This is a genomic window from Latilactobacillus sp., from assembly GCF_033176295.1.
Taxonomy (GTDB): Bacteria; Bacillota; Bacilli; order Lactobacillales; family Lactobacillaceae; genus Latilactobacillus; species Latilactobacillus sakei.
In genome coordinates this window covers 1-13,064 of record NZ_JAMQEX010000007.1, presented here as the reverse complement: position 1 = coordinate 13,064, position 13,064 = coordinate 1, and the positions used below count along the sequence as shown (strand labels likewise).

Genomic DNA, 13,064 nt, shown 5'->3' with positions numbered 1-13,064 from the left:
TAATATGAATTGGCAAGATTCGTTAGCACCAGAATTACGGGCCAAAATTGAAGCTGTTAACGCTCAAATTGCGCCACGGCTTCAAGCCTTAGATGAACAAATCATTAATAATCAAGCAAAGGTTCTGCAAGCCTTTCAAGAAGAAAATATTTCAGAATCACATTTAAATGGAACAACGGGTTATGGGAACGATGACCAAGGACGTGATAAGTTAGAAGCGGTCTATAGTCGCTTTTTTAAGACCGAAGACGCCCTTGTTCGGCCACAACTGGTTTCTGGCACACATGCGATTGGAACAGCTTTATTGGGCATGTTACGCCCTGGAGATGATTTGCTCTATCTGACCGGAGAACCTTACGATACGCTCCAAGAAGTTGTCGGGATGGCCGGTAACGGTATTGGTTCGATGAAGGAATATCAAATTGGCTTTGATTACGTGCCATTATTGGCAGATGGCTTGGTCGATTTTGAAACAGCTAAGACGAAGATCACGGCTAAAACGAAAGTCGTTGCGATTCAACGTTCACGTGGTTATGCCGATCGCGATAGTTTTACGGTTGCTAAAATTGAAGAGATGGTGCGTTTTATCAAGGGGATTAATCCCGAATTGATTGTCTTCGTTGATAATGCTTACGGCGAATTCTCAGAAACAATCGAACCAACGGAAGTCGGCGCGGATGTCATGGCCGGTTCATTGATTAAAAATGCTGGTGGTGGGATTGCCCAAACAGGTGGTTACATTGTTGGGCCAGAACGCTTGATTGAAATGATTGGTTATCGCTTAACGGTGCCAGGTGTTGGTGCCAGTGAAGGGGCCACACAAGGTAACTTACAATTAATGTTCGAAGGCTTTTTCTTAGCGCCAAGTGTTACAGGAAATGCCATCAAAGGGGCTGTTTTTGAAGCAGCGCTTTTGGAACAAATGGGCTTGAACGTTTCGCCAAAATGGGATGCCCCTAGAACCGATTTAATTCAAACAGTTAACTTTGGTAACCCTGATGACATGGTTAAGTTTGCGGGTTGTGTACAAGCACAATCACCAATCGATTCTTTCGTCACGCCAATTCCAAGTGACTTTGCCGGATACGAAGATCAAATCGTGATGGCTGCCGGCACCTTTATTCAAGGCGCCAGCATCGAATTTTCAGCTGACGGACCATTGCGGGCACCTTACACGCTTTATTTACAAGGTGGTTTAACTTATGCGCACGTTAAACTCGCCATTAGTCGGGCAGTGCAAACAACATTCTTTGAAAAATAAACAGGTAGCGGTGAATCAAATTGACGTTTGATTCACCGCTTTTTTTGTATGTAAAGCGTGGTATGATAAGGGTGCAACGAATCGTAGCGGTCTGATTTAACCATTGCTTCAGATTGTTGCTGGTGAAAAAAGGCGGTTTTCGCTACGGTAGGTCTTGGAGGTGGTTAGATGTTAATTGGTCAGCGCTTAAAACAATTTCGATTAGGTGCGGGGTATTCACAACAGACGCTTGCGGATAAACTTAATGTTTCACGCCAAGTTATTTCTAAGTGGGAAACCGACAAAAGTGTACCGGATTTGAACTTATTAGTCGGACTTGCACAACTTTATAACGTGAGCTTGAACGAGCTGTTAGACGTTGAAACAGTTACCAAATCAGGTTCGCTGTTAACGCGATTACGACAGCATTGGCATTTATCTGAAACGGAAGAAACAGTGCCGTTATCCGCTTTGGGACAGCTTATCCAAAAACCAGAGCGGTACTATGTTGACTTAAGGCAACAGTTTAGTGAAACGTTGACAGATGTCGCTGTTATCAGGGACGGGCAAACGATGCCGACACATTGGCGGCAAACACGGACGCCTTATTTAATAACGTTAGCACCACATCAAATCAGTTTGAAACAGACGGATTATTTAAAAGTGATGGCCACGAAGATGGTTAAGCAATTGGCAACAACGGCAATTCGTGCTGTTCATTATGCAGTCTTCCAAACTGCTGGACCAACAGCGGGGGTTGGGGGACTACCAGGTATCGGTCACGCTTATCGCGCCATTGTCACTATTGATACAAAACAATCCTTAGTGCCATATTATGTAACCAATCAAGACTTTTATCAGTTGGCAAAAGTCTTGAAGGCCTATGCGCAAGAGGAACACATTCAATTTGATGATTCGATGGGGGTACTACCGTTTTTCATGGCCCATGACACGACAGCGTGTTACGATTATTTAGAAACGCATTACAGCGAATTAGCGAAGAAAGTGGGCTTTCCAACAGAAAGTGCAGGACAGGCGGTTTATCGATGGTAGATGAGACAACGAAAAATGATTTTAAAATAGCGACAGATGGCGTTCAAGCTTATCATTGCTATTTTGGGACGCCAACTGATGATGATCAAATTTGGTTTGAACTCTTAACGGTTGGTGTTTTCCAGGTGGGTTTAAGTTGGAAAGTAGCCGCTAGTAAAATTCCAATTTTACGGCAACAAATGGCGGGAATGGTGATTGATCGGGTTGCACAATTTGATGAATTTGATGTTGAACGACTTCAAGAAGCACCGGATATGATTCACAATACAAGAAAGATTCGCGCCACCATCCAGAATGCGCGGGCGATTCAAAAAGTGCAGGATGAGTTCAGTAGTTTCTCAGCGTACTTGTGGGCGTTTGTTGACAATCAACCTCAATTACTTGATTCACAAATGGCTGGGGTCTCCGATAAATCAGCGCCAATTAGTGCCCGACTTGCCAAAGACTTAAAGAAACGGGGCTTTAAATTTGTGGGACCCGTCGTTACGCATTTATTTATGCTTGCGGGCGGTTTAATCCAGTTGATTGATGAAAAATAGCTTTTAAAAGGTAAACCAAAACGGTTTACCTTTTTTTATGGCATTCATGTCAGAAAACCTAACATGAAATGTTGACCGGTAAGAAGTCGACTGGTAAGATAAAACGCAAGTGAGGTGAAATAGATGGCTGAAAAGCAATTAAGACGAAATTTAGCGGTTTTACCGATTGGAACGGTGATGAAGTTAACCGGTCAAACGGCGCGTCAAATCCGTTACTATGAGAGTCAAGAACTTGTTTTGCCTGAACGTACGCCGGGGCACCAACGGTTATTTTCGCTGAATGATGTTGATCGCTTATTAGAGATTAAGGATTACTTAGCAGAAGGCGCCACGATGGTTCAAATTCGCCAGATCTACCGCAAGCAAGCACAAAAAATGCAACAGCGGCATCTGACCGATACCAAGGCCCGTCAATTGTTAGCGGAAGAAATGCTTTCGGTCGGCGGATTAGTAGGACAACGACCATCTATTTCACAATCATCTAAATTATATTAAGGGGCGACTAGATTAATGGCACGAAAAATGTTGACAGCAGAAGCAATCAAGCAATTAGTGGATCAAGAAAACGTTAAGTTCTTAAGATTAATGTTTACGGATATTAATGGGATTATCAAGAATGTGGAAGTCCCAATCAGTCAATTAGACAAAGTTTTAAGTAACAAAATGATGTTTGATGGTTCTTCAATCGACGGTTTTGTTCGAATTGAAGAAAGTGATATGTATTTGCGTCCTGATTTAAGTACTTGGTTGATTTTCCCATGGGAAGCTGAACATGGCAAAGTAGCCCGTTTAATCTGTTCCGTTTACACTGCTGATGGGGAACCATTCTTAGGTGATCCTCGCAATAACTTGAAAAAAATGGTTCGCGAAATGCAAGATAAAGGCTTCAAAGATTTTAACATCGGGCCTGAACCAGAATTCTTCCTCTTTAAATTAGATGAAATTGGCAAACCAACCTTAAAATTAAACGATCAAGGTGGCTATTTCGATTTTGCCCCTGTTGATTTGGGCGAAAACTGTCGTCGGGATATCGTTTTGGAACTTGAAAAGATGGGCTTTGAAGTTGAAGCCAGTCATCATGAAGTTGCACCTGGCCAACATGAAATTGATTTCAAGTATGCCGATGCAGTCGATGCAGCCGATAATATTCAAACCTTCAAATTAGTCGTTAAAACAATTGCCCGTAAACATGGGCTTCACGCAACCTTTATGCCAAAACCATTACACGGTGTCAATGGCTCAGGGATGCACATCAACATGTCATTATTCAACCAAGATGGGACAAACGCCTTCTTCGATGAAAATGGCAAAGAACAATTATCAGAAACAGCCTATCACTTCTTAGCAGGCTTATTACGCCATGCTCGTGCGATTACGGCCATCAACAATCCAACTGTTAATTCATACAAACGCTTGGTACCTGGCTTTGAAGCACCCGTTTATGTGGCTTGGTCAGGCCATAACCGTTCACCATTAATCCGAGTACCACAATCACGTGGTTTATCAACGCGTCTTGAATTGCGGAGTGTTGACCCCAGTGCAAACCCATATCTTGCAATCAGTTCAATCTTAGCAGCTGGTTTATCAGGGTTAGAACAAGGCCTTTCACCAGAAGCCGGTGTTGATCGTAACATTTACAGCATGGATGAAACAGAACGGAAGGAAAATCATATTACTGATTTACCATCAACCTTGCACAATGCACTTAAAGAACTAGCTAAAGATGATATTATTAAGGATTCAATGGGTACTTATCTCTATCAAAGTTTCATGGATTCTAAGTCATTAGAATGGGCAGCTTATCGTCAACAAGTTTCTGAATGGGAACGTGAGCAATATTTGGAACTCTATTAGTCGCAATTTGAAGCTAATTTTTGTACAATGAACTTTTAGAAATAGAAAGTTGGCAGTGTATGAAAACATTAGTGATTGTCAGTCATCCTGAGATGGCTAATTCGCTTGTTCAGAATTTTCTGAAGGCGAGTGCGATGCCGTTTCAAGATGAAGTGACTTTGCACGATTTAGCAACCATTCAACAGCTGGATGTCGCCGCAGAGCAAGCTTTATTACGTGACCATGAGCGGATCATTTTCCAATTTCCGCTCTATTGGTATGCTGCACCGGCTAGTCTCAAAACGTGGTTAGATACTGTTTTAACTGGTGAATTTGCATTTAGCGGGCGGATGCCTCTACAAGGGAAATCGTTGGGGGTTGTTGTCTCGACAGGGATTGCTGGTAAACATTTTCAAGCTGGTGGCAGCGAGCAAGCAACGCTTTCTGAAATTCTACGGCCATATGAATTGGTTGCACGAAAATTAGGAATGACCTACTTACCACCATTTGCGATTCATCAATTTAGTTATTTAACTGAAACAGCCCGCCAATTATTATTAGTTGATTATCAGCGGTATTTAACGCAAACCACTTTTAACTTTGAACAAAAGGTGGCGTGGTTTGAACAGCAGTTGCGACAACGCCAATCGGCTGCGACTGATTCAGAGCAGCAGCAGCAGCTTGCGTTATTGGCTGATCAGTTGACAGAACAAGGTGAATTGTTAACTGATTTAGGTTGGCAAGTGCAACTGATTCGCCAGGAAGAAGGCGAAGGTTAATGACAAATGAAGAATGGTTAAACCAACAAATTCAAATGCTCAAACAACAAGCAACCACGTATGAGGATCAAGCTTTCTATGAAGCGCTCGCAGAACTCAATCAAGCATTAGCAACTCGGATTGAACAACGTCAGGGTGAACTGGACGGCCGTATCTGGAATGCGACTAAGTGGTAATGATTAGAAAAAGCCCCTCTAAAATCGAAATCTGATTTTAGAAGGGCTTTTTGATTGGCTATTTATTGTTGCATTAAAGATGAAATGGGATGTTCTTGTTGATATTGGTCCTTTTCAATTTCGTTATTAGCAACAGATTCTAGTATGAAAATCAAAAGTAATAAACTAGTTACTACAATGCCGGTAATCGCTAATTTTTTGTGATCCTTCTTAACCGTTCCAATAATTGATAAAACGAATCCTGCAATTTCAAGTAGTGATGGTATGATGAGTCCCAATTCAGAATCTGCTAGAAACGAAAAAACGAAACCTAATACCGCTAGGCCCAGGCCGATTAATGTTAATGAATATTGTTTCTTTGCCATGATAAAAATTTCCCCCAAAATAAGTATATTAGTTTTTATATCTTAATAGATACAAAAATGAATAAAATGTATCTAAAATGACATAAATTCATTAGTTAGTATAGCATACGAATCGTTTGAATTAAAACTAAATTTATTTTAAACGAACAAAAAAACCGTCGAAAACTGATCGACGGTTGAATTAATTATGATTTTAGTCAATATAACGGTTAATCAATGTAACAAATGCATCAACAATCACTTGGAAGAAGGCGATTGTATCTGGATTAGCAACTTGGCCATTGTCGTCTAATAGATTCATTACATTACCGATGTAAGCTTCGGGTTGTTGAACTGTTGGCATGTTTAGGAAAACGAGTGATTGGCGTAAATGATGGTTAGCGCCAAAACCGCTAATGGCACCTGGTGAAACGCTGACGATTTCAGCAGGCTTGTTATCCCAGACACTCGCACCATAAGGCCGTGAACCAACGTCTAAAGCATTTTTTAAGACGGCTGGTACGGAGCGGTTATATTCAGGTGTGACGAATAATACGGCGTCCATTTGTTGCATTTTATTTCTGAAAGTCGTGTAGGCTTCGGGTACTTGATCAAGATCATCATAGTCTTGATTGTAAAGTGGGAGATCACCAATTTCAATTACCTCTAAGTGCATGTCTTCTGGGAATAACGGCATCAATTGTTTGGCAATTGCCTTACTAAATGAATCCTTACGTAAACTACCAATTAAAACTGCTACATTTTTTGTCATAGATGTAACCTCCAATATTGAATTGACTACACTTCTAGCATAGCGAATTCCGCCACATTTTGGCAACTAAAAGGGTTAGCGGATTGAATTTAAATGGGTATTACAAGTATAATAAACGTAAGAGTTTTCGAAAGCAGGTTAACAAGTGATGGAAATTAAATGGCAAGTCGCCACACAACAATCACAAACAATGAAACAGTTCCTTCTAAAAAATGGGATTAGTCAGCGCCTATATGCCAAAATTAAGGCGCAGGGTCTACCGGTTCGCTTAAATAATCGGTTAAGCAGTCCCGCTGACCAAGTTCAAAATGGCGATCAGGTCAGTCTGACATTACCTGCAGAACCAGCCGACGAAACGGTCGCGGTCAGTGGAGTACCGATTGAAGTGCTCTATGAGGATGACTACTGGTTAGTCGTGAACAAACCGGCTGGCCTGGCAACAATCCCTGGACCAACTAATACGACAGATACGTTGTTGAACCGGATTAAAGGTTACTGGCAACAAAATGGGGCGACCGATTTAGTACCCCATATTATTACGCGCCTTGATTTTGATACAAGTGGGATTGTGTTAGCGGCTAAACACCAAGTGGCCCAAAGTTTACTTCAACCGCAGATTGAACAACATCAACTACAAAAGTTTTATCTAGCGGTTGTTGCGGGGACTGGGCTCCCTGAATTGGGGACGATTAAAGCACCGATTGGCCGTGTTGGGGATGAACCACGTCGACGGGTCATTACTGACGGACAAAGTGCTTGGACCGATTATTGGCGCTTAGCGCAAGATGAACGTTTAACCGTTTTAAAAGTTCAGATTCACACCGGCCGAACACATCAAATTCGTGTTCACTTGAGTGATTTAGATCATCCGTTAGTCGGCGATCAGCTTTATGAAGGCCCACTTGATTGGGGGATTGACCGCCAAGCATTACATGCGTACCAATTAACCTTTAATGATCCGTTCAGTCAACAGAAAAGACAGTTTACAGCGCCGATTCCAGCGGATATTCAAATGATTTTACCAACTAAAATTAATGACAAGCTGTAAGAAAGAAGTTTCAGGATGCGAAAATTAAGAATAGTATTGATTTGTGTTTTTTGTTTAGTCCTTGGTGGGGTAATTGGGACACTGGGTACCACTAGAGTTGCGGTTCAAGGCCTGGTTAGCCCGCAAAAAGCGGATCGCCAACCGATTGTTTTTGTACCCGGCAGTGGTGGCACTAATGATCGGTTCGATCAACTTTTTAAAACAGTTAACCAACATTATCGCCAACATAGTATTCTTAAAGTGGAAGTGATGGCGGATGGTCAAGTCAAAACGAAGGGCCAGATTGTTTGGCGCGATAAAGTCCCTTTAATTGTGGTCAGTTTTGAAAACAATAATGACGGAGACGAGAATGTCTTTAAGCAAACTGAATGGTTTGAAAAGGCAATGCAACAGCTAACTAAGCAATACCATTTTAAGAAATTTAACGGTGTCGGCTATTCTAACGGCGGGTTAGTATTAACGCGGTATGCAGAACGCTATCCTAAAGAGGCGCAATTAAGCCGTTTATTAACGATTGGCACACCCTATAATGGGTTAAATGCCAGCATCAAAGATGAAAGCCCAATGTTAACGGATTTAAAATCTCAAAAAGAACACCTTTCTAAAAAAATGGTTGTCTATTCCGTTGGTGGCACAACGACTGGTGGGGATGATGGCATTGTCCCAGCTTCTAGCGTTGCGGCAGGTCGGGAAGTCTTCCAAAATCAAATTGCCCATTACATGTCGATGTTTGTGAGTGGTAATGATGCCAAACACACAAGTTTACCGGAAAATGAAACGATTGTTTATTTGATTGAGGAACTAATTGTGCAACAACCGGTCGATCCGCAGAAACCACTGAGTGCAAAATTAAAATAGAATATTGAAAAAGGGTAGGGACAAAAATAACTTTTGTCCTTACCCTTTTTAGATTATTCACCAAGCGTGTTCAATAAGCTGTGTGTGATGAAGAAGCCGCCGATTAAGACCACTAATTCGGTGAGCGGCACACTGAGCCAGACACCCGTTAGGCCAAACAAGGCTGATAATAATAAGACGCTCCCAATCAAGAGGACATACCCGCGCATAATCGCGACGAAAAATGATAGTCGTGGTTGGGCAATGGCCGTCATAAATAGGTTGTTGACGATATTCATACTTGAGAAGAAAAAGCTGATGAAAATCAACGGAATACCGGCGGCCGCGTAATGAACGAGTAATTGATTGTGATCATGGTTGAAAATGGCGATGATCGGTTCTTTAAATCCAAGCAGGACTAGATACAGACCAGTTGCGATCCCGAGTGCTGATAACAAACCGATTCTTAAACTAGTTTTAACGTTATGCCAGTTTCGTTTACCAAATTCACGGCTGACGATTGGTTGGACCCCAACGGCAACACCGTTAAATAACGATAAACCGACAAGTAAGATATTAGCAATAATGCCGTAAGCTGCGACGGTGTAGTTATCGGCTAAATGCAAAATAACGATGTTGAAGACGAAAATGCTAACGCCGGTACTCATTTCGGTTAAGAAAGAAGGAAAGCCCAGTTGAACAGCTTTAAACGTTGGTTTGAAGTTTAATGTCAGTTTTTTGAGGGTGAGTAAACGGTCTGGGTGATGACGGTGTCGCGTTAAAATCAAAAGGCTGACGAGCGGTGAACAAATCGTTGCAAGAGCCGCCCCCATCATGCCCATGTGTAGTGGGAACATCAATAAGTAGTCAAAAATAATCACGAATAAACTTTGAGAAAGGGTCGCAATCATGGTTAGATGTGGATTGCTATCATTTCGTACGAAACTGAGGACTAAGTTATTGAGAATAAAGAGTGGGCTCCCAATTAAAATAACGCGTAGGTAAGCCAAGCTAGGCCCGAGCGTTTCATGATTGGCACCGAGTAGATGGAGGAGTGGATGGATAAAAATCAAACCGAGACTCATGATGATTAGTCCCAATAAAATGCCGAAGGAGAGGACTTCAGTGAAAATCGCCTGACTCTTTTCGGGATGGTTAACCTTGTTAATTGAGAAAATTGTTGCGCCACCAATACCGAGCATCAATCCTAAGCCATTAAAAAGGTTGAAAAGGGGTAAATCGATATTGAGCGCGGCCAAGCCAATTGGGCCGACCGCATAAGCGATGAAGTAGGTATCGGCCAGAATATAGATGGAAAGGCCGAGTGAACTGAAAACATCACGAATGATGTAACCAGTCAGTTCTTTTTTAATCTGTGGTGAGTTTGTCAAAGTGGAACACTCCTATTCAATTGGTAGTGGGGTCGCCAGTAATGTCGCGACGAAATCCTGGATTGGTTGGGGTAAACCCTTGCGATTAACCAGGTAAAATTGGCGTTGGTACTGTTTGGAAAGCGGTCGGTAGGGAATCTCTGGATAATCAAGTAATGCGGCACTTGAAATCAATGATTGACCTAATCCTTGTCGTAATAATTGGACGATAATGGCATTACTTTTAACCGTCATCACGTTATCGAGCGTTAAATTATTTTCCTTCAAATAATTCATCGTGTAATGATAGACGCCGGAACCATTTTCACGTAAGAGCCACGGTTCGGTTGGTTGACCGGCTAAAACTAATTGATCCGTTTGTAGCGGCGTGCGAACGATATCTTTTTCCGTTAATGGTTTTTCGATAAAGCCAAAGTCCAATTTGTGTTGCGATAACTGTTCGATAATCTGCGAGGAATTTAACGTGCAGATTTCAATCTCTAAAGCATCTAAAGCATCACGGTGGCGACTAAGTAATGCCGGTAAGAAGTAGGCCGCCGTGGTGTGTGAAGCAGCAATCCGGCAGGGGATTTTAGCCTGCCTTTCTTGATGTTGTAGTTGATGGAGATCTTGGTGCCATAAATCCAGTAATTGCTGGCATTGCTCGTAGAATAAATCCGCCTGTTTGGTGGGCACGATTTGCTGGCGACCATTGCGTTCGAATAAAACAACATCGAGCGACTCTTCAAGTTGTTTGATTTGCACTGAAACGGTTGGTTGCGACAGGAAAAGGAGTTGGGCCGCAGTCGTAAAATTTTTAGTTTCATAAACCGTCTTGAAAATTTCGAGCGTTTTAAACATCATACCACTTCCATTAAAATTATTAATAACAACTATTATAAAGATTTATTTTATTAATTGAAAGAGTTTCGGTATAGTTAACTTATTGATTTGAGAGGGAGCGAGTAAAATGCAATCATTGATTAAGAAATTACCTGGCTTTATTGTATCATTGGTCATCGCGATTGGAAGCTACTATATTGCACAATTATGGTTACCAATGTTAGGTGGTGCAACCATCGCGTTATTTGTTGGCATTATTTTAGGCAATACCTGGTTAAAACAACCGGGCTTAGCCGCGGGCACAAAATTTTCTGAAAAAAGACTCTTGGAATATTCGGTGATGTTATTAGGCGCGACAATCACATTCCAAAGTATTCAAAAAATTGGCTGGCAAGGGGTTGTTCTAACGGTCTTGCAGATGAGCTTAACAATTGGCTTTGCCATCTGGTTGGGCCGGCGCTTGCGCTTTAGCGAAGGCACGTACTTATTGATGGCCGGTGGGAATGCGGTCTGCGGTTCTTCAGCAATCGGGGCGATTGCGCCCGTGATTGATGCGGATAATGAAGATACTGGGATTGCCATCACAATGGTCAATCTCATGGGGACAATCTTGATGTTGGCACTGCCAGTTTTAGGGACACTGTTATGGGGCCATGATAATCTTGCTCGAGGGATTTTAATTGGTGGTACGGTGCAATCTGTGGGTCAAGTGGTCGCCAGTGCCACCATGATTAATCAAGGCACTGTCGTCACAGCAACCTTATTTAAAATCTTGCGAATTATCTGTTTAGTCTTTGTAGTGACGGGTTTTGGTTATTTACATCAGAAGAAACAAAGCCAAGCAACCGATACGAAGTTAAGCCAACAACTATTAGCTAAAAAGAGTAGCTTAGTACCTTGGTACGTTTTAGGCTTTTTAATCTTTTGTGTGATCAACAGCCTACATCTTTTCCCAGGTCAATTCGGAACAATCTGCCATTTCTTGAGTACGTGGTGTGAAATGACCGCCTTAGCCGCAATCGGCTTACGGTTAAACTTAAAAACACTATTTAATCAAGGCAAACAATTGTTATTTTATGCCGGCGGGTTAGTCGTTTTCCAAGTTGCTGCTGCTATTTTATTAATTACGATCTTATTCTAAAAAAACACCATCAATGTGGACGCAATTGCCCAGAATTGATGGTGTTTTTTTGATGAAAGTCATTGTTAACCTTCATAGCGGCCCATTTGAGGGAGATTTTGAAGTCGTTTAGGTGTGTGGTGTGAGTTTGCGAAGGCTTCTGTTAAGTCTTGTCCAGCTCTCAAGCCTTTAAAATGTTTGCCACCTTCCCAAGGTCCCATTGCGGATAGGTCATAGACGATACCTTCAACAGCAACGTAACTTGGTTGGCCATCTTGACCGTTATATTGTGCGAGTGTTTCTTTTGTAAAAATTTTATCAGTCATTATAAAAACCCCCTAAATATTAGCATAACTATAACGTTTTCGCGAAGATTTGGCAACAATTAAGTTGTGCGCGGCATAGTTAAATCTGACAGTCCACTAAGAAATAGTTTTCATCGTTAGGCGGACCATGTTAATATTAAGAAAATTAATGCGTTAAACTAATCACATGATTAGTAAAATGTAAAAATACTTTATTGGGGGAATAAAGGTGAGAGTTAAAAACAAGGTACTAATGGGTGCTTTCTTACTACTAACGGTGGGACTAGTAGGGTGTCAGGACAACACTAAGCATGCAAAAAAAATAGAGCAACATGTCGTGTCACCTACTACTAAAAATGGTCGGATTAAGATTATTGGACAGAACTTTGCGGGTAGTTATCAAGGGGCTGGTACGAAGACGGACCCAAGCTACGAGTATTTAATGGCGTTTAAAGCAGATGGGACGTTCAGACAAGATATTACTGCAACAGATGGTTATTATGCCAAGTTTGTAGAGCAAGGGACCTACACAATTGATAAGCAGACAGCTAAAATTGTGATTAACATTCAGCAAGTTGTGGAAGTCACTTACGCGACTGAATATGATTTATCCCATCAACAGCCACCAATTAGTTATGATTATCGTAAACAACAAGGAGGCAAGGCTCTGACAGCAGCAGAGGATAAACCGATTAATATTCTAATTAAGTGGCAAATTACAAGTTTAATCCGAACAAGCCCGGAATCTTTCAATGGCAGTCTGTTGATGATGTATTTTTAATGGTCGTTGATTAATTAGTTCAAG

The 13,064-nt window shown here is 41.6% G+C and carries 16 protein-coding genes; 11 read left to right on the top strand and 5 right to left on the bottom strand.

Features of this window, described 5'->3' with window-relative positions; translation table 11 throughout:
* Positions 1–4: 4 nt before the first annotated feature.
* The 7 genes from NDN60_RS04795 to NDN60_RS04765 all read left to right on the top strand — a co-directional run bounded on the left by NDN60_RS04795 (position 5) and on the right by NDN60_RS04765 (position 5,620).
* A complete protein-coding gene (locus NDN60_RS04795; RefSeq protein ID WP_016265392.1) occupies positions 5–1,261 on the top strand; it encodes a methionine gamma-lyase family protein in 1,257 nt (418 codons plus the stop codon).
* Between the two features lie 168 nt (positions 1,262–1,429).
* On the top strand, positions 1,430–2,293 hold the full coding sequence (locus NDN60_RS04790) for a helix-turn-helix domain-containing protein (RefSeq protein WP_056947167.1): 864 nt from the start codon (positions 1,430–1,432) through the stop codon (positions 2,291–2,293).
* Positions 2,287–2,832, top strand: a complete 546-nt coding sequence (locus NDN60_RS04785) for a DNA-3-methyladenine glycosylase I (protein WP_056947164.1) — start codon at positions 2,287–2,289, stop codon at positions 2,830–2,832. Before NDN60_RS04790 ends, NDN60_RS04785 begins: the two co-directional genes overlap by 7 nt.
* Before the next feature lie 123 nt (positions 2,833–2,955).
* Positions 2,956–3,327, top strand: a complete 372-nt coding sequence (locus NDN60_RS04780; RefSeq protein ID WP_011375017.1) for a MerR family transcriptional regulator — start codon at positions 2,956–2,958, stop codon at positions 3,325–3,327.
* Between the two features lie 15 nt (positions 3,328–3,342).
* Complete coding sequence (gene glnA / locus NDN60_RS04775) at positions 3,343–4,686, top strand: type I glutamate--ammonia ligase (protein WP_016265390.1); 1,344 nt, start codon at positions 3,343–3,345, stop codon at positions 4,684–4,686.
* 59 nt (positions 4,687–4,745) lie between these two features.
* Positions 4,746–5,444 carry an NAD(P)H-dependent oxidoreductase gene (locus tag NDN60_RS04770; RefSeq protein ID WP_099947702.1) on the top strand — a complete coding sequence of 233 codons (699 nt, stop codon included), beginning with the start codon at positions 4,746–4,748 and terminating at the stop codon, positions 5,442–5,444.
* Positions 5,444–5,620 carry a hypothetical protein gene (locus NDN60_RS04765; RefSeq protein ID WP_011375014.1) on the top strand — a complete coding sequence of 59 codons (177 nt, stop codon included), beginning with the start codon at positions 5,444–5,446 and terminating at the stop codon, positions 5,618–5,620. The genes NDN60_RS04770 and NDN60_RS04765 overlap by 1 nt, the downstream gene beginning before the upstream one ends.
* A gap of 62 nt (positions 5,621–5,682) precedes the next feature.
* Here the strand turns inward: NDN60_RS04765 and NDN60_RS04760 are convergent, their stop codons facing one another.
* Together NDN60_RS04760 and NDN60_RS04755 are read right to left on the bottom strand one after the other, a co-directional pair.
* Positions 5,683–5,985 carry a hypothetical protein gene (locus NDN60_RS04760; protein ID WP_099947404.1) on the bottom strand — a complete coding sequence of 101 codons (303 nt, stop codon included), beginning with the start codon at positions 5,983–5,985 and terminating at the stop codon, positions 5,683–5,685.
* Positions 5,986–6,178: 193 nt separating this feature from the next.
* A complete protein-coding gene (locus NDN60_RS04755) occupies positions 6,179–6,736 on the bottom strand; it encodes an NADPH-dependent FMN reductase (protein WP_011375012.1) in 558 nt (185 codons plus the stop codon).
* Between the two features lie 148 nt (positions 6,737–6,884).
* Here NDN60_RS04755 and NDN60_RS04750 point away from each other — a divergent pair, with 148 nt between their 5' ends.
* Together NDN60_RS04750 and NDN60_RS04745 are read left to right on the top strand one after the other, a co-directional pair.
* Positions 6,885–7,784 (top strand): RluA family pseudouridine synthase, encoded by a 900-nt coding sequence (locus NDN60_RS04750; RefSeq protein ID WP_099947701.1) that lies wholly within the window; start codon positions 6,885–6,887, stop codon positions 7,782–7,784.
* 15 nt (positions 7,785–7,799) lie between these two features.
* Complete coding sequence (locus tag NDN60_RS04745) at positions 7,800–8,642, top strand: alpha/beta hydrolase (protein ID WP_076981506.1); 843 nt, start codon at positions 7,800–7,802, stop codon at positions 8,640–8,642.
* A gap of 53 nt (positions 8,643–8,695) precedes the next feature.
* On the opposite strand, the gene NDN60_RS04740 is transcribed toward NDN60_RS04745, so the two are convergent.
* Both NDN60_RS04740 and NDN60_RS04735 read right to left on the bottom strand, forming a co-directional pair.
* Positions 8,696–10,012 (bottom strand): MATE family efflux transporter, encoded by a 1,317-nt coding sequence (locus NDN60_RS04740; RefSeq protein WP_099947700.1) that lies wholly within the window; start codon positions 10,010–10,012, stop codon positions 8,696–8,698.
* A 12-nt stretch (positions 10,013–10,024) separates the two neighbouring features.
* Positions 10,025–10,855 carry a LysR family transcriptional regulator gene (locus NDN60_RS04735; protein ID WP_231952368.1) on the bottom strand — a complete coding sequence of 277 codons (831 nt, stop codon included), beginning with the start codon at positions 10,853–10,855 and terminating at the stop codon, positions 10,025–10,027.
* Between the two features lie 106 nt (positions 10,856–10,961).
* Here NDN60_RS04735 and NDN60_RS04730 point away from each other — a divergent pair, with 106 nt between their 5' ends.
* On the top strand, positions 10,962–11,975 hold the full coding sequence (locus tag NDN60_RS04730) for a YeiH family protein (RefSeq protein ID WP_025016377.1): 1,014 nt from the start codon (positions 10,962–10,964) through the stop codon (positions 11,973–11,975).
* A gap of 65 nt (positions 11,976–12,040) precedes the next feature.
* Here the strand turns inward: NDN60_RS04730 and NDN60_RS04725 are convergent, their stop codons facing one another.
* Positions 12,041–12,280, bottom strand: coding sequence for a cytochrome b5 domain-containing protein (locus tag NDN60_RS04725; RefSeq protein ID WP_011375006.1), 240 nt, complete (start codon positions 12,278–12,280; stop codon positions 12,041–12,043).
* A gap of 208 nt (positions 12,281–12,488) precedes the next feature.
* Between NDN60_RS04725 and NDN60_RS04720 the strand changes: the two genes are divergently transcribed.
* On the top strand, positions 12,489–13,040 hold the full coding sequence (locus tag NDN60_RS04720; protein ID WP_147658294.1) for a hypothetical protein: 552 nt from the start codon (positions 12,489–12,491) through the stop codon (positions 13,038–13,040).
* The last annotated feature ends 24 nt before the right edge of the window (positions 13,041–13,064 follow it).